This is a genomic window from Stenotrophomonas sp. B1-1 (genome assembly GCF_010894375.1).
Taxonomy (GTDB): Bacteria; Pseudomonadota; Gammaproteobacteria; order Xanthomonadales; family Xanthomonadaceae; genus Stenotrophomonas.
Genome location: NZ_JAAIUZ010000007.1, coordinates 22,120 through 43,729 on the forward strand (window position 1 = coordinate 22,120; position 21,610 = coordinate 43,729).

The following is a 21,610-nucleotide window of genomic DNA, read 5'->3' on the forward strand; positions in this document are numbered from 1 at the left end:
TCAAGCCGTTCCTTGCAGACAGATAAGTGCTGCTGCATAAGCCCGCAGCCCCCCTGTCCATATGACTGCATTGATGTCTCCTAGAAGGATCGCAATGGCGGTAACTTTGGCGGCAACATGGGTGATGGCGGATCGATAAACCATTGCGCTGCAATGCATATGGGGCTTTATTTGAATCCTGGTGGGCCCACCAACGCCTCCATCGCGAGCAAGCTTTCAACACACGCTCACACCGTCAGCGCCACGCTCAGGCCTCTGCAAGGAGGCTCACCATGGCACCCACCATTCGCATCGCTTCGTCTTCCGACCTCCCGCAGGTCGCTGCGCTCTTCAACGACTACCGGCAGTTCTACGAACAGCCCGCAGACCTTGAACTTGCAACCACCTTCATGCGTGAGCGGTTGCACGCCGGCGATTCACTGGTGCTTGTAATCGAATCCGAGGAACACGGAGTTGTCGGGTTTACCCAGCTGTACCCGCTGTTCGATTCAGTAAGCGCGCAGCGCAGTTTCATTCTGTACGACCTGTATATCGCGCAATCGGCACGTCGCCAGGGCCTGGCCCGTGCGCTGATGATCGCGGCAACCGATGAGGCGCGTCGGCGGGGTGCTGGCCGGTTGGAACTGCAGACCGGCCGCAGCAACCTGCCTGCGCAGCGGCTGTACGAAGGCCTGGGATGGGAGCGCGACGACGCCTTCTTCGTCTACGCCATTCACCCGTAACAGGTCCCGGGTAAGCATGTCTCCGCATACGCGGTATTTGAATCCCGTGGCATCATCATGTCTGCATTTACCAGTAGGTGTGGAGTTGCTGGATGAATCATCTGTTTGCAGTTCTGCTGGCAGTTTCCAGTTTCGGTCTGCATGCTGCTGAGCGCGTCGATTCCCTTCCCACCCGTTTCTCGGCGAGTGGAGCGCGGGGACCAGAGCCTGCGGTGCCGATTGGGACGAATCCATGCTCGTCATCAAGCCCAGGCACATTACCTACTGGGGAAGCACTGGGCCCATCAAGGCCGTGGTAGATAGCGGACCGCGCGAGATCATGCTCATCGCGGAACTCTCTGGCGAGGGCGAGACCTGGCTGAGCGCCAGCCACTTCAGGCTGAGCGCCGATGGAAATGCCCTGACTGCCGTTGATCGAACCGAGAAACCGTTCATTCGGTATCGATGCCTTGCAGGGCAAGCGGGACGAACCGTTCGCCAGCCAATGTCGAATGGCAAGTAAACCCAGCTTGACACCCGGCCCGCCGCAGTGGACCTTTCCCTCCCATGACTATCGATATCGAATCGCTCAGCCTGCGCGAGCTGGGCGCCCTGGTGGCGGCCGCTGAACAGCGCAAGGCCCTGATCACCTCCCGTCGCCCGGCTGCCGCCGTGCGCCGCCTGCTGAAGGCCGCCGCCGCCGAAGCCGGTTACACCATCGAAGAATTGTTCGGTGACGACGCCCACACCGCGCCCGCGCCGGCCCGCAGAACCACCCGCCGCAAGTCCGGCAAGGTGGCGCCCAAGTACCGCGATCCCGAATACAAGCGACTGACCTGGACCGGCCGCGGGCGCATGCCGCGCTGGCTGGCGGCCAAGGTGTCCAAGGGCCATAAGGTCACCGATTTCCTGATTCCCGGGCTGGCCAAGCCGACGGCGGGCAAGACCAGCACCATCGGCAAGCGCACCGTCATCAAGAAGGCCTGAGGCCTGCATCCCACTCCCGCATGCGGAGTGGGACCGCCTTCGCATTCCTTATCTGGATCGATCTAATATGCTCGCATCTATCCAGCACGGGAGCTCACGGCATGGCGTTGGGGAAGTGGATGATGGCCGCCTGCATGGCGGTGGCACTGGCATCGGGCGCGCAGGCCGCGCCGCCGGCCACCTCGGGTAATCCGATCCTGCAGGGCTGGTACGCCGACCCGGAGGCGGCCGTGTTCGGCAGCCGCTACTGGATCTTCCCGACCACCTCGGCCGTGTACGAAGCGCAGACTACCTTCGATGCATTCTCGTCGCCCGATCTACTGCACTGGACCAAGCATGCCGACGTCCTGAACGCCAAGGCGGTGCCGTGGGCCAAGCGCGCGATGTGGGCGCCGTCGGTGGTGGAAAACAACGGCAAGTACTACTTCTTCTTCGCCGCCAACGACATCAAGACCGACAGCGAGCTGGGTGGCATTGGCGTGGCCGTGGCCGACCGCCCGCAAGGCCCCTACAAGGATCTGCTGGGCAAGCCGCTGGTGGGCGCGTTCCACAATGGCGCCCAGCCCATCGACCAGTTCGTGTTCAAGGATGACGATGGCGCCTGGTACATGATCTACGGCGGCTGGAAGCACGCCAACATCGTGCGCCTGAAGGAGGATTTCACCGGCGTGCTGCCGCTGGCCGATGGCACGCTGTTCAAGGAAATCACCCCGGCCCCGGAATACGTGGAAGGCCCGCTGATGTTCAAGCGCGGCGGCCGCTATTACTTCATGTGGTCCGAAGGCGGCTGGGGCAGCCCGGATTATTCGGTGGCCTATGCCATTGCCGATGCACCGACGGGGCCGTTCAAGCGCGTCGGCAAGATCCTGCAGCAGGATGAAGCCATCGCCACCAGCGCCGGCCACAACTCGGTGATCCAGGTGCCGGGCACCGATCGCTGGTACATCGTCTACCACCGTCGCCCCCACGGTGACAGCGCCCGCGACCATCGGGTGACCGCCATCGAGCGCATGGAATTCGATGCGCAGGGCCACATTCTGCCGGTGAAGATCACCCATGAAGGCGTGGCGGCCGATCCGCTGCGCTGAGGCGGGCCGAGCGGCAGGCCATCAGGCGTTCTGGAACACTGCCAGCTGCGCGGCGAACGCGCGCTGGTAGGCCGGTCGTGCCGTCGCACGCGCCACGTAGGCGGCCAGCAACGGGAATTCATCGACGATGCCGCTGCGCTTCAGGCGCAGCAGCACCGACACCATCAACAGATCGGCGGCGCTGAAGCCGCCCTCCAGCCAGGGGGCATCGCCCAACCGTACGGACAGTTCGCCCAGTCGCCGCCGCACGCGCTCATCCAGCATCACCAGCCGCTGTGCATACCAGGGTTGTTCGCGTTCCAGCACCCAGGCCAGCGAGCGTTCGACAATCGGCGGCTCCACCGTGTTCAACGCGGCGAACATCCACATGATCGCGCGCATGCGTGCGTTGCCATCGGGCGGCAGCAGGCCGGCATGCTGCTCGGCCAGGTGCAGGATGATCGCGCCCGATTCGAACAGCACCAGGTCGCCGTCTTCATAAGTGGGAATCTGCCCGAACGGATGGCGCGCGCGATGCGCCGGTTCCTTCATTTCAGCGAAGCCCAGCAGGCGCACGTCGTAGGCCTGGCCCAGTTCTTCCAGCGCCCAGCGCACGCGCATGTCGCGGGCCAGGCCCTGGCCACGGTCGGGGGAGGTGGCAAAGGCGGTGATGGTCGGTTGCATGGTGCTGCTCCTGCAGGAAACGGGCTGCGTTACCTGTTCCGACGAACGACGGGGCCGACAATCGACAGGCCGGCCCCGCCTGCACCCACGCACTCAGCGATCCAGGAAGGCCACCAATGCCGGGATCGTCTGCTCCGGTGCTTCTTCCATCAGCCAGTGGCCGGAGCCCTTCACGATCACGCCTTCCACCTGGGGATCGACCATCCGCGCCTGGTCGATCAGGAACTGGCCGCCGGCTTTTTCACCGGACAGCACCAGCATCGGCATCTGCAGTGGCGTCTTCGCGAACTGCGCGAAGTCCTTCGCGTCCTGCTCGAAATTGCGGAAGTATTCGAAGCCGGCACGCATGCCACCCGGGCGTGCATATTCGGCGGCGTAGAAGCGGCGATCGGCTTCGGGCACCGACTGCGCCGGGTTGGCGGCGAAGTCGTTCCAGAAGTGCTCGAAGTAGGTGCGCTCGCGGCCCTGCACCAGCTTCAGCGGGGTATCGCCGTAGAAGTGGAAATGCCACAGGTCTCGCAGCAGCCAGACGTGGGTCCAGTCGCCCACGCCGGGCAGGAAGGCATCCATCAGCACGATGCTGTCCACCTCTTCGGGGTACTGCGCGGCGTAGGCGTAGGCCACCATCAGGCCGATGTCATGGCCGACGATCTTTACCTTGGAATAGCCCAGCGATTTCACCAGTGCGTGGATGTCCTGGGCCAGGGTTTTCTTGTCATAACCGCCTTCGGGCTTGGATGAGCTGCCGGCGCCGCGCAGGTCCGGCGCGATGACTACGTGGCGGTCGGCAAGCTGCGGCATCAACGGCCGCCACATGTGGCTGGTTTCGGCGTAGCCATGCAGCAGCACCACCGGCGAGCGCTCGCCCTGGCCAGCCTGCAGGTAGTGCAGGCTGACGCCGTTGACGGTGGCGGTGTGGTCGCTGATGGTGGCAGCGCCGGCGGCATGGGCGCTGGCCTGCACGGCCAGCGCGAGCAGCAGGGCGGTGGCCGCACGCTGCAGGGAACGCGACAGGATGTTCATGGTGTGCTCCTGGAAGGAAGGGGTTTACAGCTGGCTCATGCCACCGTCGGCGATGATCTCGGTGCCGACGATGAAGGCCGATTCGGGTGCGGCCAGGTGCAGCACGGTGGCGGCGATTTCGTCCGGGGTGCCGAAGCGACCCAGCGGAATCTGGCTCTGGATCTGCGCGGCGGTGGCATCCAGCGTGCTGGCGTCCAGACCCAGCTTTCCATACAGCGGGGTCGCCACCGGGCCGGGGCTGACCACGTTCACCCGCACGCCGCGCGGCAGCAGTTCGGCCGACAGGGTCTTGGCAAGCGAAATCACCGCGGCCTTGCTGGCGGCATAGACCGAGCTGTTGGGCATGCCGATGTGGGCGTTGATCGATCCGTTAATGACGATCGAGGTGCCGGGGTTCAGCAGCGGCAGCAGCGCCTGTACCTGGAAGTAGGGGCCCTTGATGTTGGTGTTGAACACCTGGTCCCACAGCGCCTCGTCCACGCTCTCGAACGGGGCGAGGCGGGCGATGCCGGCGTTGAGGAACACGGCGTCCAGGTGCACGCCGGCCTCGGCCAGCGCAGCGGCCAGGGCGCGGGCGCCGGCCGGGTCGGCGGCGTCGTTCACCAGTACCAGGGCGTCATCGCCGAGGCTGGGGCGGGCCTGTTCCAGTGCCGCGGCGTCGCGGCCGGTGATGACCACCCGGCCGCCTTCGCGGGCGAAGGCCTGGGCGGTGGCCAGACCGATGCCGCTGCTGCCGCCGGTGACGAGGAGGGTCTTGTTGCTGAAGCGGTTCATGGTGAAGTCCTTCGATGCCGGCTCTTTGCCGTGAGCCCATGCTGCGCCGCGCCTGGGTGGTTTCCGTGCCACACTTCCGACGAACTCGTTCGAAGGGATCGAACATGTTGTCGGCAGACGAATTGGCCCTGTTGGAAGCCATCCGTGAGAGCGGCAGCCTGTCGCGTGCGGCGGCCCGGCTGGGCAAGGCACCCTCGACGGTTTCGCATGCGGCGCGGCAACTGGAAGCGCGCTTCGATGCGCTGCTGTTCGACCGCCGCCGCTACCGCCTGCAGCTGACCCCGGCCGGCCAGTTGCTGGCGCAGGAAGCGGCGCGGCTGCTGCTGGACGTTTCGCGGCTGACCCGGCGCGTGCAGCAGGTCGCCGGCGGCTGGGAAGACCGGCTGTGGATCGTGACCGACGAAGTGCTGGAATTTGAAACCCTGCTGCCGGTCATCCAGGCGTTCGACGCGCTGGAATCAGGCGTGGGCCTGCGCATCACCCACGAGGTGCTGACCGGCACCTGGGACGCACTGCGCGAGGGCCGCGCCGATCTGGTGGTGGGCGCAACCAACGAACCGCCGGTGATTCCCGGCCTGCGCTGGTTCGAGCTGGGGGTGATGGACTGGGTGTTTGCGGTATCGCCGCGGCACCCGCTGGCGCGCGCACCGGAGCCGGTGGACGCCGCCCTGCTGCGCCAGCACCGCGCGGTGGTCGTGGCCGATACCTCACGGCGATTGGATGCGCGTGGCTATGGCGTGCTGGGCGGGCAACCCGCGCTGGCAGTGCCCAGCATGCGCGCCAAGATTGAAGCGCAGCGGCAGGGGCTGGGCGTGGGATGGTTGCCACGCGAGCGCGTGGCCAGTCTGTTGGCGCGCGGCGAACTGGTTGAAAAAACCATGACCGATCCGCGCGAGCCGAACCTGCTGTACGTGGCCTGGCGTGGCGAACATGAGGGCCGCGCGCTGCAGTGGTGGCTGCAGCAGTTGCGCCTGCCGCGGTTGGCGGCGCGCTTGGTGCAGGGCATTGATGGCCACGCGGCGGGATGAGGCGCTGCTAGAATCGCGCTCCGTTTTTTTGTCGCTTCATCAAGGAAGATCGTCATGCGTCGTCTGTCTGTACTTGCTCTTTCCAGCGCGCTGGCGCTGTGCACGCCCACCGTCTTTGCAGCAGACGACGACAGCGCCAGCACCATTGCCTTCAAGGCCGTCAGCCCGGTGGTGAACGCGTTGATCAATGCCGATGATGCGCAGGAATTGATGGACAAGGCCGAAGACGATGAGCTGACCGTGCTGCAGTCGCTGGCCCTTTATCTGGCCGCCGCACGCGAAGATCCCCAGCTTTCGCAGGCGTCGTACCACGCTGCGGCATTGTTTGCCCGCCGCGGTGACGATGAACTGGCCCAGCGCTACCTGGAGGAGGCCGACGAACGCGGCATGTGGTTCGCACCCGTGTTGGCCGAGGACGAAGACTTCAAGGATCTTCGCCAGACCGAGTTCTTCCAGCAGGCGCTGGCCCATACCCAGGCGCGCTACGAAAAGGTGGCGGCCGGTCGGGTGGGCGCCACGTCGGTGCTGCAGCCTTCGCGTAGCGTGCCCATGCCGGCGTGCGCGCCGGTGCTGGTCTGGTTGCACGGGTACGGCATCAACGGCGAGCTGGACGACAGCGACCAGCCCCTGGCCGATGCCGGGGTGGTGCTGCTGGGGGTCAATGGCACGCAGATGCGCGAGTCGCTGGACAGCTTCGCATGGACCGGCCCGTATGAGAGTACGCACAGGGTCGTGCAGCAGGGCCTGGATGAACTGGCCGCGGGCCAGTGCATTGATCGCAGGCAGGTGTACCTGATGGGCTTCTCGCAGGGCGCCCAGCATGCCGGTGCATTGCTGGCGCAGCACCCGGCCGACTATGCCGGCGTGCTGCTGGTGTCTCCAGGTGGCTGGCGCCAGCCGGTGCCGACGGAAAGCGCGGCACGCGGCAAGCGCGTGTTCGTCATCAACGGCGAACAGGAAGGGCCGGCCAACCAGAAGATGAGTGCCGATTTCCGCGCGCTGTTCGGCCAGGACAACCTGTTGAAGTCACGCACGCACGATGGTGGCCATAGTTATCCGCAGGATTGGCAGAGCAGTTTCCCGCAGGCGATCCGCTGGCTGATGGGCAAGGACGGCTGAGGTCGTCATGGCGGGTCCAGGCGCCCGCCGCACTGCTTCCCGAAGGGCAACACCACGTACCCGGCTGCGGATCTACTGCCGTGGCGGCGCGTTGCCTACGCTGATCCCACACGGTCCCTGCCGTGTTCCGGGCCCACTGCCAAGGCCGTGGCCCCCTTTCCCTGAATCGCGCAGTGCTGTGCTGCCGGGCGTATCAGCCTGGGCAGTGCCATGCCCTGCGCTGCGGGAAAGCGCCCGGACCTGTTCGCGCCAGCGTTGCCGTGCTGCCGCCAGCCAACCCTTCGTGGAGATCCGCTCATGTTCAGTCTGGAAAATACCGCCGCCCCCATCGCTCCCGCACTCGATGAACTGGTGCCCTCGCGCTACGCCCTGAACGTGGGCGATGTCGAAGTGCTGGTGATCAGCGATGGCGTCCTGCCGCTGCCCACGCAGATGCTGGGCCACAACGTGCCTGCAGCGGACCGCGACGAATGGTTCGACGAGATGTACCTGCCGCACGATGCCTTCGATTGGGCGTTGAACGTGATGGTGGTGCACAGTGGTGATCGCACCATCCTGATCGACGCCGGCCTGGGCATGGATCCGGACCTGCAGTTGCCGCGTGCCGGCCAGTTGATCCGCCGCCTGGGTGCGGCGGGTATCGATCTGGGCGGGATTACCGATGTGGTGATCACCCACATGCACATGGACCACATCGGCGGCCTGCTGGTGGACGGCGTGAAAGAACAGCTTCGCCCGGACCTGAAGATCCACATTGCGGCGGCCGAAGTGGAATTCTGGAAGTCGCCGGACTTTGCCCGCACCAACATGCCGCAGGGCTTCCCCGATGCACTGCGGGCCACGGCCAAGCAGTTCTGGGCCGAGTACAGCGGCCTGGTGCACACCTTCCAGGACGAGCAGCAGATCGCGCCGGGTGTGGTGGCGCGCCGCACCGGCGGGCACACGCCCGGACATTGCGTGGTGCGCGTGGCATCGGCTGGCCAGGCGCTGACCTTTGCCGGCGATGCGGTGTTTGCAGTGGGCTTCGATCAGCCGAACTGGCACAACGGCTTCGAGCACGATCCGGAAGAATCGGCGCGCGTGCGCATTGCCCTGCTGGACCAGTTGGCCGGCAGTGGCGAAATGCTGGTGGCCACCCACCTGCCGTTCCCGTCGGTGGGCCGGGTTTCACGCGATGGCCAGGCCTACCGCTGGGTGCCGGTGTTCTGGGATTTCTGAGCGGCCGTCGCAGCACATCGATCCAATACGGTCGATCAAGTTTTACGGACCATTCGTCACCGATGCGCCCGGTTCCGGGCGCACAGTAGCGCCTGTCCAACCACCCAAGACGAGGTTCCCCCATGAAATTTGCTACCCGTACCCTGGCCGCCGCCATGCTGGCCCTGTCCGTGCAGGCCGGCGTGTCCGCCCAGGCGGCCGAGCCGGCCAAGCCGGCCGCGGTCACCAGCATTGCCCGCACCGCCAGCTACATCACCACCGCCGACGGCGTGCAGCTGTACTACAAGGATTGGGGCCCGAAGGACGGCCCGGTCGTCACCTTCAGCCACGGCTGGCCGCTGAACTCGGACAGCTGGGAATCGCAGATGATCTTCCTGGCCAACCACGGTTACCGCGTGATCGCGCACGACCGCCGTGGCCACGGCCGTTCCAGCCAGCCCTGGGATGGCAACGACATGGATCATTACGCCGATGACCTGGCCACGGTGATCAACACCCTGGACCTGCACGACGTGACCCTGGTGGGCTTCTCCACCGGCGGCGGCGAAGTGGCGCGCTACATCGGCCGCCATGGCACCGGGCGGGTGAAGAAGGCCGTGCTGATCAGCTCGGTGCCGCCGTTCATGCTGAAGACCGCCGACAACCCCAACGGTCTGCCGATCGAAGTGTTCGACGGTATCCGCAAGGCGCAGATGGAAAACCGCGCGCAGCTGTACAAGGACATTCCGTCGGGCCCGTTCTACGGCTTCAACCGCCCGGGCGCGAAGGTTTCCCAGGGCCTGATCGACGCCTGGTGGGCGCAGGGCATGCAGGGTGGTCACAAGAACACCTACGATTCGATCGCTGCATTCTCGGCCACCGACTTCCGCGCCGACCTGAAGAAGTTCGATGTGCCGACCCTGGTCATCCACGGTGATGACGACCAGATCGTGCCGATCGACATCTCCGGTCGCCAGTCGGCCAAGCTGATCAAGGGCGCCAAGCTGATCGTGTACCCGGGTGCGCCGCACGGCCTGACCGACACCCACAAGGACAAGGTCAACCAGGACCTGCTGGCCTTCCTGCAGCAGAAGTAAGTGCGAAGACGAAGGCCCCGGCAATGCCGGGGCCTTCTGCGTGGCGGCTACTGGATGGCCAGCTGGCGGTCCAGATGCTGCAGTTTGTGCGGATTGCGCTGCACCAGGATCTGGATGATCTGCTCGCCATCGGTATCGAAGGCCATGGCCGATTCCAGCACGCCGTCGAAGTAGCGCAGCAGGCCCAGCCGACCATTGATCATGGTCGGCACCATGCGCAGCTGGTCCTTGCGGCGCAGGTGCGGTGCGTACAGCAGCTGGGCGATCCGCGCGCCACCCACCATCGGCTTGGGGAAACTGGTGACGATGCCGCCGCCGTCGCCGATCAGTTCTGCCGACTCGGCCATCAGTGCTTTCATGCTGGCGAAATCACCGCTGGAAACTGCATCGGCAAAGCGTTGCATCAGCTTCTGGTGGACATGCTGCGGCACGTTGTAGCGGGGTCGCGCCTGGCGCAGCTGCAGCCGTGCACGGTGCACGATCTGCCGGCACGCCGCTTCGGTCTTGTCCAGGGTGCGGGCGACCACGGCGTAGTCCTGTTCGAACACATCGTGCAGCAGGAACGCGGCGCGCGCGTCCGGTGCCAGCCGCTCAAGCACGTTCAGGAAGGCCACCGACAGATCGCTGGCGGTTTCCATCACGTGTTCCGGGGTGGTCGATTCGTCGGTCAGCAGCGGCTCGGGCAGCCACATGCCCACGTAGTGCTCGCGACGGTGCCGGGCCAGGCGCAGGCCATCGATGGCGCGGCGGGTGGTAGTGGCCACCAGCCAGGCCTCGGCATTGTCGATCTGTGCTCTGTCGGCACCATGCCAGCGCAGCCAGACATCCTGTACCACGTCCTCGGCTTCATGCGCCGAGCCGAGCATGCGGTAGGCCACGCCGAACAGGCGCGGGCGAAGCTGGGTGAAAAGGGCGGTCGAGTCGTCCATGCCAGCGCAGACGGGACAGTTCCCCGGATTGTGACACCCGGGGAGCTGTGCAGGGGGGGCTGGTTGGACGGGCGCGCTCAGTGCGGCGGCAGTACCGCCGGGGTGCCGATGTCCTTCAGCAGGAAGACCACGAACCTGGCTGGCTCGGTCTTGCTGGCGTTGCGGCCCACGGTGTGCAGGTCCTGCGGACCTTCATGGAAGGCCTCGCCGGGGCCGAGGGTGACTTCGCGGCCGCCGGCAACGCCCATCACGATGCGTCCCTGCAGCACGTAGATGAAGCCGTGGGCATCGTGCCGGTGCACCGGGTCGGCGCCGCCGGGCGGGTATTCCACGGTCAGGATCAGCGCCTCCTTGCCGGGGTAGTCGGGCAGGGGTTGGGTCATGACCTCGCGCACGACAGGTTCCGGCGCGGCCTTCTGGGCGGTGGGCGTGGCGGGGGCCGCCTGTGCCGAGGCCATCGACAGCAGGCCGCACAGTGCCAGGACAATAGGGGTTCGCATGGGATGTCTCCTGGGAAGGAAGTGGCGCCGTGCCGGAGCGCGGCGCAGCCGGATCAGGCCAGTCCGGCCCGGGACAGGCCGAAGGCCTGGTCCAGGACACCCGGCACGGTGCCGAATGCCACGTTGGCGCGGTTCCAGGCATTGATCGCCATCACCGCGTAGGTCAGGTCCACCAGCTCCTGTTCGGACAGCTGCCCGCGAACCTGGTCGTACAGCGCATCGGCCACGCCCTGGGCAGGTAGATGGGTCAGGGCATCGGTCCATGCCAGGCAGGCGCGCTCGCGCGGGCTGAACAGGTTCGATTCGCGCCATGCCGCGACGTGATGCAGCCGCAGCGGGCGCTCGCCACGGATGGTGGCTTCCTTCACATGCATGTCCAGGCAGAACCCACAGCCATTTAGCTGCGATGCGCGGATGTTGACCAGGTCGATGATGGCCGGTTCGATGCTGGCGTGATGGGCGGCATGCGAGAACGTGCCGAGCTTCTTGAACAGTTCGGGGGACAGTGCGGCGTAGTCCAGACGATGGGTCATGGCAGGGGGCCTGTAGGCAGGGGAACGTGCTGCGCAGGCTACGAACGCGGCGGCGGTGGCGGTAGGCCGCGCCGGGGATGCATCGCGTTGCACGAAAAACACCAATGGCCTGTCACAGCGGCAGGCGCCCGCACGTCTGCCGGGCATGGACACCCCGAACGCCCATGCCTTGCGCCCTGCCAGCGAACGTATCTGGCAGTCCTTCCTTGCCGCGCTGGCGCAGCTTCCTGCCGATACCCGCGCCGTGCTGTTGCTGCATGACGTGCTGGGCGCCGACGTGGACGACATCGTGCCGCTGCTGGGCCTGAGCGCCGCAGCGTGCCACCAGCGCCTGCTGCAGGCGCGTGCCCACCTGCACCAGCACCCCAACGCTGTGGAGCCCCCGACCCCATGAATGCATCGTCCCCTGCGACCGCCGCCACGGCCGCGCGTGATCCGCTCAATGCCTCGTTTTCCACCAGCTACGCGGGCGTGCTGGCGTTCATCGCCGTGGCCAGCGAGGGCAGCTTCGCCCGCGCCGGTGACCGCCTGGGCATCGGCAGATCGGCGGTCAGCCGCAGCGTGCAGAAGCTGGAAACCCAGCTGGGCGTGCGCCTGTTCCTGCGCACCACGCGATCCACCTCGCTCACCCGCGAGGGTGAGCTGTTCCTTGAGGGTTGCAGCCCTGGCGTGGAGTGCATCCTGCAGGCGCTGGATGAAATGCAGGACCTGCGCGAAGGACCGCCGCGCGGTCATCTGCGCATCAGCGCCACGCACGGTTTCGGGCGCCGCGTGATCGCGCCGTTGCTTGCGGCCTTCCGCAGGGAACATCCGCAGGTGACCGTGGAGCTGCTGCTGGACGAACAGGCGCCGGACCTGGCCGGCGATCGCATCGATATCGCCTTCCGCGAAGGCGTGCTGGAAGACAGCCAGGTCATCGCCAAGCAACTGGTGCCGATGCAACTGGTCGCCTGCGTGTCGCCGGCCTATGTGCAGGCCCATGGTGCGCCGCAGAGTGTGGACGCGCTGGCCGCCCATGCCTGCATTGGCCGCCGGCTGCCTGCCGGGCGCATGCAACGCTGGGAGTTCCGGGTGGACGGCCAGGAGATGCACCCGCAGCCCACCGCGGCGCTGGTGTTCAACGATGCCGAGCTCGTGCTGCAGGCCGTGGTCGATGGCCTGGGCATCGCGCAACTGCCCAGCTACCAGGTGCGCGATGCGCTGCGCGCCGGCAGCGTGGTGACCTGCCTGGACCGCTATGCGCCGCACGACCGCGGCCACTACCTGTGCTACCTCAGCCGTCGGCAACTGCCCAAGCGTATCCGCGCGTTCATCGACTTCAGCACCCAGCGTGTGCGCGCGCTGGACCTGGACGCCATTTCGCACTGGGAAGCACGCCAGCAGGCCGCCGTGGCCGCGACCGCCGATGCGCCGGCATGGGCCTGAGCGATTGGTGCATGGCAGGCAACAACGTGGGGCCGCCGCCGGATCTACTGCCGGCCCAGCGGTGTTCCTAGCATGGCAGCGAACCGGCTATTCCCCTTCCGCATTCCTGGAGACAGCACATGAAGATTCTCGTCATTGGCGGCACCGGCCGCATCGGCAGCAAGGTGGTGGACCGTTTGCGGGCCGCCGGGCATGAGGCCGTGGTTGCAGCACCGTCCACGGGCATCGATGTGTTGACCGGACAGGGCCTGGACGCGGCCATGGCCGGCACCGAGGTGGTGCTGGACCTGGCCAACTCGCCTTCGTTCGAAGACGCCGCCGTGCTGTCGTTCTTCGTTACGGCCGGGCACACGATCCTGGCTGCGGCCGCGCGCGCGGGCGTACGCCACCATGTGGCGCTGTCGGTGGTGGGCACCGATCAGCTGGCCGCCAGCGGCTACTTCCGCGGCAAGATCGCGCAGGAGCAGTTGATCCGTGATTCGGGCCTGCCGTTCACCATCATCCACTCCACCCAGTTCTTCGAATTCCTGCCGGGCATCGTGCAGTCGGCCGGGCAGGGCCCGACCCTGCGCCTGTCCAGTGCCGATGTGCAGCCGATTGCCGCCGACGATGTGGCCGATGCGGTGGCGCGCATCGCACTGCAGCCGCCGGTGAACGGCGTGGTAGACATTGCCGGGCCGCAGCGCGAATCGATGGCGGCGCTGGCACAGCGTTTCCTGCAGGCCAACGGGGATACGCGCGAGGTGGTGGCCGACCCGGACGCGCCTTATTTTGGCGCGGTACTGCAGCAGGGCACGCTGGTGCCGCAGGGCGAGGCGTGGACGGGCCGCATCGACTTCGCCCAGTGGCTGCAGCAGTCCACGCCGGCAGCGGGGCCGCGGGCATGACGCGGCCGTCCACGCTGCTGGATATCCAGGTCTGCCGATGAATGGCCTGAAGCCGCCGCCGTCCAGTGTGCTCGATCGCTATCACGGCGATGAGGTGCGCCCCCTCTACACCGGCCGCGTGCGGGTTCAGGGCGGCCAGGCCGGGCACGGTCGCGCCTCGGGCGTGGTGCGTTCGGATGATGGTGCGCTGGCCGTTGATCTGCGCCTGCCCCCTGAACTGGGCGGCCCCGGCGGTGGCACCAATCCCGAACAGTTGCTGGCGGCCGGTTACGCCGGCTGCTTCCACGGCGCCATGGTGCTGGTTGCCGCGCGGGCTGGCCTGGTGCTGGACCAGCCCAGCGTCGAGGTGGGGGTGACCTTTGCCCGTGACCCGGTGGATGGCCTGTATCTGCTGTCCGCCGAGATCGTGGTGTGCCTGCCGGGCATGGATGCCACGCTGGCGGCGGAACTGGTGCGCAATACCGAACGCGTGTGTCCGTACGCCAAGATGTTCCATCGCGGCATCAGTCACGTGGTGCGGGTCAGCGTGGGATGAACGCCGCGCCCTGCCATGGTTGCCTGGTGATCAGGCTCGCGGCTGCGATAATGAGCCATGCACACCACGTCCCTCACCGTCACCCTGGAAGCTGCGTTCTTGGGATTGCGCGCGCTGCCATGGTTTGCGCTGGCGCACAACAGCCTGAACCCGCGCCTGATCCTGCACGCGGACCGTGTGGAATACCGCGTGCTGCGCCGCCGTGAGCAACCCTACAGCGCGATTGCCGAAGTGGACTACCGGAACTGGCACAGTACGCAGAACATCGTGCTGGCGTTTGAAGGAAGCGCATTCACCTTCATTGCCAATACCGGGGTGCTGGGCCGCACGCGGGGGGCCATTGCACGATTGCAGGCGCAGGGATGCGTGTTGTCACCGCGTGCGCAAGATTTGCTTGGAAGCGCGATTCAACGGCCATGAAGTGCCCAGATCTCAGTTGCAATTGAGCTCTGGTCAAAATGGCCGCACACCGACAGTGTTGCGTTTCCTTCGTGGATTCCGGGAGACAGCCCACCGGTAGAGCAGACCACCCCACGTGAGACCCACAGCCATTTGTTAACGGACACCGATTCGCCGACATTGCAACCCGGGATGAAACTGGCCAGCCATGACACGACCTGACTGCTGACAGTTTCAAACTCCGCGTCGGCGTGAACGGCGTATCCGCCAGGATCCCCGCGGTACACAGAGCCGGGGCCATCCATGACGATGCTGCTTGTTGCCCCACATGAGTTCCGCTTCGCAGACGGTGCTATGGTCTCGGCCTTTGTTTGATCGGGCTTGCCTGGCCGCGGCGCGGTTCCCACACAGGACAGCAGCGTCTGGGTCTGCGGTGAAAACACGGACACGCCGTCCCTCGAAACCGTTCCGCCTATGCGGGCACAATAGCGATCCAGTGCATCCAGCGTCGAAGGTGACTGCTGGGTCGCATCCAGCTCCAGCAGGCCATCGGCCTGTTCGGTATGGACCAGCTCTATAGTTTCACCCGTCCCAAGCCGATAAACGCGTCGCAGCTGCGATGGCGCCGCCCTGGCTGACGATTCGTAGGGTCTGGATTCTTCGATCAAGGTGAAGTCATCCATCCGTGGAGCATCTGTACTGCCGTCTGCCGCTCGTGCTGGACCGGTCGCACCGAGTAGAAGGAAGAGCAGGCATGCCGAAGTGACAAGAGTGTTCATTGTGGAAACGCCTTTTCCAGATGGCAGCACGAGACTGTGCGTAGGCTGAATCTAGGCTTGGGCCCATACCCATTGGAAGAGGCAAGAGCGTCACCAATTGCTGCAATCACGTGAAGCAGCTGCAAGGCCGCGTGAAGCAGTCAGCGCCGGTTCTACAGCGTGATTTCCGCATCAATCGCTGCTCACCTGCACCGCACACGCGTTCGATCACTGTGGCTGCGCACGGCAACGGTGATGCACCGCTGCCCCTTCCCGCAGATCCGAAAAGGAGCCACGCCATGAGCACCCAGTCCACCATCGAAAGCCGTCTGAACGACCTGATCGAAATCGCTCGCGACGGCAAATCCTTCTATGAAGAAGCGGCCACCAAGGTGAAGGATGCCGAGCTGTCGGCACTGTTCACCCGCATCGCCGGCGTCAAGGCGCGCATCGTGACCTCGCTGAGCGGCGCGGTGGCGGCCACCGGCGGCAAGCCGGCCGAGCACGGCACCCTGGTCGGTTCCATGCAGCAGTTCTACGGCAAGGTGCGCGCCGCCTTCGGCGATATCAACTACGGCTACGTAGCCGAGCTGGAAGAGTCGGAAGACCGCCTGCTGGGGGCGTTCAAGGACGTGCTGAAGGAAAACGACCTGCCGCCGGCCGTGCGCCAGGAAGTGACCCAGTGGCTGCCGGACGTGCAGGAATGCCACGCCGTGATGCGCACCCGCAAGCACGCAATGAAGGCCGCTTGATCGCCTGATCGTTTCTGGCTGACCCCCACCAGCCAACCCGGGCCCCGCCACATGGCGGGGCCTTTCTGTGCGTGCGCGCACAACTGCAATGCGCTGCTCTCGCCGTGGTCGCACGGGCTGCCTAGAATCGCTTCATCCCGGTACGTTCCGGGCGCTGTCGAGTGAATGGATTCCATGAAGATTCTGCTGACCGGAAGCTCCGGCCGCATCGGCCGCGCGATCTTTGGTGCGCTGGCGGCGCAGCACGAGGTGATCGGGCTGGACCGCAGCCCGTTCGCCACCACGCGCATCGTGGCCGACGTGACTGACCGCACGGCACTGCAGCGCGCCCTGGACGGCGTGGATGCGGTGATCCATACCGCCGCCCTGCACGCGCCGCATGTGGGCCTGGTGGACGAAGCGGTGTTCCAGACGGTGAACGTGGACGCGACCGCGCAGCTGCTGCAGCTGGCGCGGCAGGCGGGTGTGCGGCGGTTCGTACTGACCAGCACGACGGCGCTGTATGGCCACGCGGTGGTGCCTGGCGGCTGCCGCTGGATCGACGAAGACACCCACCCGCAGCCGCGCACCATCTACCACCGCAGCAAGCTGCAGGCCGAAGCACTGGCCGAGCAGGCCGCATCGGCAAGCTTCAGCGTGCGGGTGCTGCGCATGGGCCGTTGTTTCCCGGAACCGCCCGAGCGCATGGCGCTGTTCCGCCTGCATCGGGGCATCGACGCGCGCGATGTGGCCAGCGCGCATGCGGCGCTGCTGCTGGACGAAGGTGGCGCGTTCCAGCGCTACATCGCCTGCGGGGCCAGTCCATTCCAGCGCGAGGATTGCCTGCAGCTGGCCGTTGATACTCGCCAGGTGCTGGCGCGCCGCGCGCCGCAGCTGCTGGCTGAGTTCGACCGCCGTGGCTGGTCGCTACCGCCGTCGATCGACCGGGTATACGACAGCCGCCGGCTGCAGCAGCAGCTGGGCTGGCAGCCGCGCCATGGGCCGGATGAAGTGCTGCAGCAGTACGCCGCCGGCAGCATTGAAGTGTTGCCGCGCGCGATGGCCCGGCCGTAGCCCGTAGCGTCGAGCTTGCTCGACGGCCATGAACGCCGGCGGCACCGCGCCAGTCGAGCAAGCTCGACTCTACGAACGGGCGCGAGCCGGCGGCACCGGCATCCCCCGTAGCGTCGAGCTTGCTCGACGGCCATGAACGCCGGCGGCACCGCGTCAGTCGAGCAAGCTCGACTCTACGAACGGGCGCGCGCCGGCGGCACCGGCATTCCCCGTAGCGTCGAGCTTGCTCGACGGCCATAAATTCCGGCGGCGCCGCGCCAGTCGAGCAAGCTCGACTCTACGAACGGGCGCGAGCCGGCGGCACCGGCATCCCCCGTAGCGCCGAGCTTGCTCGACGGACATGAAGCCCCGCGCGCGCCGGGCACCTGGCCAGACCACGAGACTGAGCGCGTTCAGCTTCGGCGCCCGGTCCGGCTCAACCTGTGCGGCGCGCGGCCGTTAACCCGGTGCGCGCCTTCTTCTGGAAGGTGGCCCGCGCGAGGGATCGCGCATCTGCGCGGTGCCCCCACCGGTGCCGGTTGTCCTGAATCACCTGCGGATCCTTCCATGTCGCCTTCCCGTTCTACGGCTGCCCGTCGCCCCGGCAGCATTGCCCACAAGCTGATGCTGGGTACCGCGCTGATCGCACTGCTGTGCTTCGGCCTGACCGCCTTCCTGATCTACCGCCAGGCCAGCAGCAGCCTGATCAACGCCTCGCGCCAGACCATGGCCAGCGAAGCCAATGCCGAGGCACGCAAGGTCGCCGCCGACCTGGGCACGGCCTTCGCCAGCAACGACGCCATGGCCGAGGCCGTCCTGGCCCAGCGCGCGCGCGGCGATGTGCCCGACCGCGCCAGCCTGGCCGCCATCATCGGCGAGCAGCTGCACGCGCACCCGGAATGGCTGGGCAAGAGCACCATGTGGGAAGCCGATGCCTTCGACGGCAAGGACGCCGAATTCGTGAACACCGAGGCGCACGACGCCACCGGTCGCTACATGAGCTACTGGGCCTGGCAGGACGGCAAGCCGACCCAGTCGCCCATGACCGACTACACCGACAGCGCCAGTGGCTCTGCCGACTGGTACGTGGGCCCCAGCCGCGACAAGCTGCCCAAGGTCAGCGAACCCTACGCCTACGACATCGGCGGCCAGCAGGTGCTGATGAGCACGCTGAGCACGCCGATCGTGGAAAACGGCACGTTCCTGGGTGTGTTCACCGTCGATTTCTCGCTGGCCGCCCTGCAGAAGCACCTGGCCACGCTGGCACCGATGGGCGCCGGCCGGGTCGAGCTGCTGTCGCCCAAGGGCGTGGTGCTGGCCGCGGCCAACCCGGCCGAGATCGGCAAGCCGCGCAGCGATGCCGGCACCCGCGCCATGCTGCAGCAGATTGCCGCCGACAAGACCGTGGAAGCCTTCGAGCCGGACGATGCCGGCAACGTGCGCCTGTACGTGCCGCTGAAGATCGGCAACGCACCGCAGCGATTTGCCTTGGGCTTGGTGGTGCCGCATGCAGTGATCGTGGCCGAAGCGCGCCAGCTGCTGTGGCTGACCCTGCTGGTGGGCGTGGTGGCCGCGCTGACCCTGAGTGCCGGCGTGTACGTGCTGCTGCGCCGCCTGGCGATCCGTCCGCTGGCCGAAGCCGTGCGCATCGCTGGCGATGTGGCCGCCGGCAAGCTGGATTCGGCCATGCCCGCGCGCAGCAACGATGAAGTGGGCCGGTTGCTGGAGGCGATGCAGAGCATGCGTGGCCAGCTGCAGGCGGTCATGGCCGCCCAGGCCGAGATGGCGCAGCGCCACGATGCCGGGCAGATCAGCTACCGCATGGATGCTTCGGCATTCCCGGGCGAGTACGGCCGCATGGTGGCCGACAGCAACCAGCTGGTGGCGTCCAGCAATGCGGTCACCCAGCGCCTGGTGGAAGTGATGCAGCGCTACGCCGTGGGCGACCTGAGCGTGGACATGGAAGCGCTGCCGGGCGAAAAGGCGGTGTTCACCGCGGCCATGGCCACCACCAAGAACAACCTGGGCGCGATCAACGATCAGATCCAGCAGTTGGCCGCCGCTGCCGCTGCCGGTGATTTCGCCGTGCGCGGCGATGCCCAGCGCTTCGAGCATGATTTCCGCCGCATGGTGGAAACCCTGAACACCATGATGCAGGTGAGCGACCACAACCTGGCCGCGCTGTCCACGCTGCTGCGCGCAATCGCCGCCGGCGACCTCAGCACGCGCATGCAGGGTGATTTCCACGGTGTGTTCGCCGTGATGCGCGACGATGCCAACAGCACCGTGCAGCAGCTGACCCAGATCGTCGGCCAGATCCAGCAGTCGGCCGCCAGCATCCGTCTGGCCGCCGGCGAGATTGCATCGGGCAACAACGATCTGTCGCGCCGTACCGAAACGCAGGCGGCCAACCTGGAAGAAACCGCCGCGTCGATGGAAGAGCTGACCTCCACCGTGCGCCAGAACGCCGAACACGCCCAGCAGGCCAACAGCCTGGCGGCGTCGGCGGCCGGCGTGGCCAGCGAAGGCGGGCAGGTGGTCGGCCAGGTGGTGCAGACCATGGAACAGATCGAAAGCTCGTCGCAGCGTATTGCCGAAATCATTTCGGTCATCGACGGCATCGCGTTCCAGACCAACATCCTGGCGTTGAACGCGGCGGTGGAAGCGGCGCGTGCCGGTGAGCAGGGCCGCGGTTTCGCGGTGGTGGCCAGCGAAGTGCGCGCGCTGGCACAGCGCTCGGCGGGAGCAGCCAAGGAAATCAAGGAACTGATCGATGCCTCGGTGGCCCACGTCGGTGCCGGTGCGCAGCTGGTGCACGGCGCCGGTCGCACCATGCAGGACATCGTGGGCCAGGTGGGCCGGGTGAACGAGATCATGGCCGAGATCTCGGCCGCCTCGCGCGAGCAGTCCGCCGGCATCGAGCAGGTGAACCAGACCGTGGTGCAGATGGACGAAACCACCCAGCAGAACGCCGCACTGGTGGAAGAAGCCACGGCCGCTGCGCGGGCCATGGAAGAGCAGGCCGAACAGCTGGCGGTGGCGGTGTCGCGCTTCCGCCTGCAGGCCGATGCCACGGCGGCGAAGGTGCTGCGCGCCGCCTGAGGGCTGGAAACGAAGACGCCCGGCGGGGGCCGGGCGTCGTTTGCATCCTTGCCGCGCGTCCGTGCGCAGGTCTGATTCGCTCAGAACATTCCTTCAAACGGGTTCCAGCTGGTGCTGCCCTTCACCTGTTCCAGGTAGTAGGCGTAGTTGGTGCTGGAGGCCACCAGGAAGTTGGTGGCGATGAACAGGGCGCGGGCGACGATTTCCGGCAGTACGAAGGCCAGCGCCATCAGCACGATGTTGATGCCGATCACCACGATCGCCTTGCGCCACATGCCCAGGATGAACAGGTAGATGGCGCCGAAGAAGAAGGCGAAGAAGTTCAGGTTGATCTTCAGCCGGTCGCCGAAGGACAGGGCCTTCCAGGCCTGCTTGAAGCCAGGCTCCTTGGGGGCGCCGTGCTGCTGGTAGAAGGCAAAGCGGAACTGCCACTTCGGACTGAAGCGGGAGAGGTCTACGGCATTCATTGAGTAGGGACATCCCTGTAAGAAAACGTTTTCATGATAAATGGCGGCGCATTCAGGTGGTACAGGGTCGCGTCAAAAATGTGACGCCTTGCTCAGGAATTCGCCGCGTCGGGCGGTCGCACCGTCACCCACCCGCCTTGTTTTTAGGATAGGGTGCGCAGTTCCGCTGGCGCCCCGGCTTCATCCAGGCGTTGGCGGAATGTCCATGGAGGTTGCATGACCACAGCTGCTACACCGGAAAACGCACCGGGACCGGTGCTTCTGCCGACACCTGAAGTGGTGCAGGCACAACAACTGCTCGCCCGCCAGCAACTGGCGGTGGCGATGGAGCGCGCGCGCGCGGCGGCCAGTGGTGCCGCCAACACACCGGCACTGGCCGACGAGTGATACCCGCCGGGGCCGGGATCGCGTTGGCTGACCAGCGCGACCGGCCCACCCCAGCGCCTGTTCATGAGAGTTGTTCTCATTTGTCACGATCCAGCCCGGCGCTCGCCTGCTGATCGCTGAATGGGGACATTTCCCGGCGCAAACCTTCGCACTGGGCTTACATTTGCCCGCCTAGACTGGGCCGCATTTTTTCGATTCCGCCCCGTTGGAGATCGTGTGGGTTCCGG

The 21,610-nt window shown here is 66.3% G+C and carries 25 protein-coding genes; 17 read left to right on the top strand and 8 right to left on the bottom strand.

Features of this window, described 5'->3' with window-relative positions; translation table 11 throughout:
- Nucleotides 1-272 precede the first annotated feature (272 nt).
- From G4G00_RS06040 to G4G00_RS06055, 4 genes are all read left to right on the top strand, one after another.
- Complete coding sequence (locus G4G00_RS06040; protein ID WP_164271875.1) at nucleotides 273-722, top strand: GNAT family N-acetyltransferase; 450 nt, start codon at nucleotides 273-275, stop codon at nucleotides 720-722.
- Between the two features lie 232 nt (nucleotides 723-954).
- Nucleotides 955-1,224, top strand: a complete 270-nt coding sequence (locus G4G00_RS06045; RefSeq protein ID WP_164271877.1) for a hypothetical protein — start codon at nucleotides 955-957, stop codon at nucleotides 1,222-1,224.
- A gap of 44 nt (nucleotides 1,225-1,268) precedes the next feature.
- Nucleotides 1,269-1,688, top strand: coding sequence for an H-NS histone family protein (locus G4G00_RS06050; RefSeq protein ID WP_164271878.1), 420 nt, complete (start codon nucleotides 1,269-1,271; stop codon nucleotides 1,686-1,688).
- Nucleotides 1,689-1,789: 101 nt separating this feature from the next.
- Entirely contained in the window at nucleotides 1,790-2,776 is a 987-nt protein-coding gene (locus G4G00_RS06055; protein WP_164271880.1) for a glycoside hydrolase family 43 protein, read from the top strand.
- A gap of 21 nt (nucleotides 2,777-2,797) precedes the next feature.
- Here G4G00_RS06055 and G4G00_RS06060 read toward each other — a convergent pair whose 3' ends face one another.
- From G4G00_RS06060 to G4G00_RS06070, 3 genes are all read right to left on the bottom strand, one after another.
- Complete coding sequence (locus tag G4G00_RS06060; RefSeq protein ID WP_164271882.1) at nucleotides 2,798-3,439, bottom strand: glutathione S-transferase family protein; 642 nt, start codon at nucleotides 3,437-3,439, stop codon at nucleotides 2,798-2,800.
- Nucleotides 3,440-3,532: 93 nt separating this feature from the next.
- A complete protein-coding gene (locus tag G4G00_RS06065) occupies nucleotides 3,533-4,462 on the bottom strand; it encodes an alpha/beta hydrolase (RefSeq protein ID WP_164271883.1) in 930 nt (309 codons plus the stop codon).
- Nucleotides 4,463-4,486: 24 nt separating this feature from the next.
- Entirely contained in the window at nucleotides 4,487-5,236 is a 750-nt protein-coding gene (locus G4G00_RS06070; protein WP_164271884.1) for an SDR family oxidoreductase, read from the bottom strand.
- 104 nt (nucleotides 5,237-5,340) lie between these two features.
- Here G4G00_RS06070 and G4G00_RS06075 point away from each other — a divergent pair, with 104 nt between their 5' ends.
- The 4 genes from G4G00_RS06075 to G4G00_RS06090 all read left to right on the top strand — a co-directional run bounded on the left by G4G00_RS06075 (nucleotide 5,341) and on the right by G4G00_RS06090 (nucleotide 9,677).
- Nucleotides 5,341-6,264 (top strand): LysR family transcriptional regulator, encoded by a 924-nt coding sequence (locus tag G4G00_RS06075; protein ID WP_164271886.1) that lies wholly within the window; start codon nucleotides 5,341-5,343, stop codon nucleotides 6,262-6,264.
- 54 nt (nucleotides 6,265-6,318) lie between these two features.
- Nucleotides 6,319-7,383: a hypothetical protein gene (locus G4G00_RS06080; protein ID WP_164271888.1), complete on the top strand. Its 1,065-nt coding sequence runs from the start codon at nucleotides 6,319-6,321 to the stop codon at nucleotides 7,381-7,383.
- Nucleotides 7,384-7,680: 297 nt separating this feature from the next.
- Nucleotides 7,681-8,601 carry an MBL fold metallo-hydrolase gene (locus tag G4G00_RS06085; RefSeq protein WP_108757252.1) on the top strand — a complete coding sequence of 307 codons (921 nt, stop codon included), beginning with the start codon at nucleotides 7,681-7,683 and terminating at the stop codon, nucleotides 8,599-8,601.
- A 122-nt stretch (nucleotides 8,602-8,723) separates the two neighbouring features.
- Nucleotides 8,724-9,677 (top strand): alpha/beta hydrolase, encoded by a 954-nt coding sequence (locus tag G4G00_RS06090; protein WP_164271890.1) that lies wholly within the window; start codon nucleotides 8,724-8,726, stop codon nucleotides 9,675-9,677.
- A 47-nt stretch (nucleotides 9,678-9,724) separates the two neighbouring features.
- Here G4G00_RS06090 and G4G00_RS06095 read toward each other — a convergent pair whose 3' ends face one another.
- From G4G00_RS06095 to G4G00_RS06105, 3 genes are all read right to left on the bottom strand, one after another.
- Complete coding sequence (locus G4G00_RS06095; RefSeq protein ID WP_164271893.1) at nucleotides 9,725-10,606, bottom strand: RNA polymerase sigma-70 factor; 882 nt, start codon at nucleotides 10,604-10,606, stop codon at nucleotides 9,725-9,727.
- 77 nt (nucleotides 10,607-10,683) lie between these two features.
- Nucleotides 10,684-11,106 (bottom strand): cupin domain-containing protein, encoded by a 423-nt coding sequence (locus G4G00_RS06100; RefSeq protein ID WP_164271900.1) that lies wholly within the window; start codon nucleotides 11,104-11,106, stop codon nucleotides 10,684-10,686.
- 53 nt (nucleotides 11,107-11,159) lie between these two features.
- A complete protein-coding gene (locus G4G00_RS06105; protein ID WP_108750340.1) occupies nucleotides 11,160-11,639 on the bottom strand; it encodes a carboxymuconolactone decarboxylase family protein in 480 nt (159 codons plus the stop codon).
- Nucleotides 11,640-11,784: 145 nt separating this feature from the next.
- Here G4G00_RS06105 and G4G00_RS06110 point away from each other — a divergent pair, with 145 nt between their 5' ends.
- The 5 genes from G4G00_RS06110 (at nucleotide 11,785) to G4G00_RS06130 (ending at nucleotide 14,906) form a co-directional block, all read left to right on the top strand.
- On the top strand, nucleotides 11,785-12,033 hold the full coding sequence (locus tag G4G00_RS06110) for a sigma-70 region 4 domain-containing protein (RefSeq protein ID WP_108754258.1): 249 nt from the start codon (nucleotides 11,785-11,787) through the stop codon (nucleotides 12,031-12,033).
- Nucleotides 12,030-13,064, top strand: coding sequence for a LysR family transcriptional regulator (locus G4G00_RS06115; RefSeq protein ID WP_164271904.1), 1,035 nt, complete (start codon nucleotides 12,030-12,032; stop codon nucleotides 13,062-13,064). Before G4G00_RS06110 ends, G4G00_RS06115 begins: the two co-directional genes overlap by 4 nt.
- A gap of 119 nt (nucleotides 13,065-13,183) precedes the next feature.
- Nucleotides 13,184-13,951: an SDR family oxidoreductase gene (locus tag G4G00_RS06120; RefSeq protein WP_164271912.1), complete on the top strand. Its 768-nt coding sequence runs from the start codon at nucleotides 13,184-13,186 to the stop codon at nucleotides 13,949-13,951.
- 37 nt (nucleotides 13,952-13,988) lie between these two features.
- Nucleotides 13,989-14,486: an Ohr family peroxiredoxin gene (locus tag G4G00_RS06125; protein WP_108754255.1), complete on the top strand. Its 498-nt coding sequence runs from the start codon at nucleotides 13,989-13,991 to the stop codon at nucleotides 14,484-14,486.
- Between the two features lie 57 nt (nucleotides 14,487-14,543).
- A complete protein-coding gene (locus G4G00_RS06130) occupies nucleotides 14,544-14,906 on the top strand; it encodes a hypothetical protein (protein ID WP_164271915.1) in 363 nt (120 codons plus the stop codon).
- Here the strand turns inward: G4G00_RS06130 and G4G00_RS06135 are convergent.
- Nucleotides 14,894-15,568 (bottom strand): hypothetical protein, encoded by a 675-nt coding sequence (locus G4G00_RS06135; RefSeq protein WP_164271919.1) that lies wholly within the window; start codon nucleotides 15,566-15,568, stop codon nucleotides 14,894-14,896. The genes G4G00_RS06130 and G4G00_RS06135 overlap by 13 nt on opposite strands.
- Before the next feature lie 374 nt (nucleotides 15,569-15,942).
- Here G4G00_RS06135 and G4G00_RS06140 point away from each other — a divergent pair, with 374 nt between their 5' ends.
- The 3 genes from G4G00_RS06140 to G4G00_RS22100 all read left to right on the top strand — a co-directional run bounded on the left by G4G00_RS06140 (nucleotide 15,943) and on the right by G4G00_RS22100 (nucleotide 20,529).
- Nucleotides 15,943-16,395, top strand: a complete 453-nt coding sequence (locus tag G4G00_RS06140; protein WP_164271922.1) for a PA2169 family four-helix-bundle protein — start codon at nucleotides 15,943-15,945, stop codon at nucleotides 16,393-16,395.
- A 174-nt stretch (nucleotides 16,396-16,569) separates the two neighbouring features.
- Nucleotides 16,570-17,448 carry an NAD(P)-dependent oxidoreductase gene (locus G4G00_RS06145; RefSeq protein ID WP_108754883.1) on the top strand — a complete coding sequence of 293 codons (879 nt, stop codon included), beginning with the start codon at nucleotides 16,570-16,572 and terminating at the stop codon, nucleotides 17,446-17,448.
- 546 nt (nucleotides 17,449-17,994) lie between these two features.
- Complete coding sequence (locus G4G00_RS22100) at nucleotides 17,995-20,529, top strand: methyl-accepting chemotaxis protein (protein ID WP_164271925.1); 2,535 nt, start codon at nucleotides 17,995-17,997, stop codon at nucleotides 20,527-20,529.
- Between the two features lie 80 nt (nucleotides 20,530-20,609).
- On the opposite strand, the gene G4G00_RS06155 is transcribed toward G4G00_RS22100, so the two are convergent.
- On the bottom strand, nucleotides 20,610-20,996 hold the full coding sequence (locus G4G00_RS06155) for a DUF2628 domain-containing protein (RefSeq protein WP_108750349.1): 387 nt from the start codon (nucleotides 20,994-20,996) through the stop codon (nucleotides 20,610-20,612).
- Nucleotides 20,997-21,212: 216 nt separating this feature from the next.
- Between G4G00_RS06155 and G4G00_RS21810 the strand changes: the two genes are divergently transcribed.
- Nucleotides 21,213-21,383, top strand: coding sequence for a hypothetical protein (locus G4G00_RS21810; RefSeq protein ID WP_199911384.1), 171 nt, complete (start codon nucleotides 21,213-21,215; stop codon nucleotides 21,381-21,383).
- The last annotated feature ends 227 nt before the right edge of the window (nucleotides 21,384-21,610 follow it).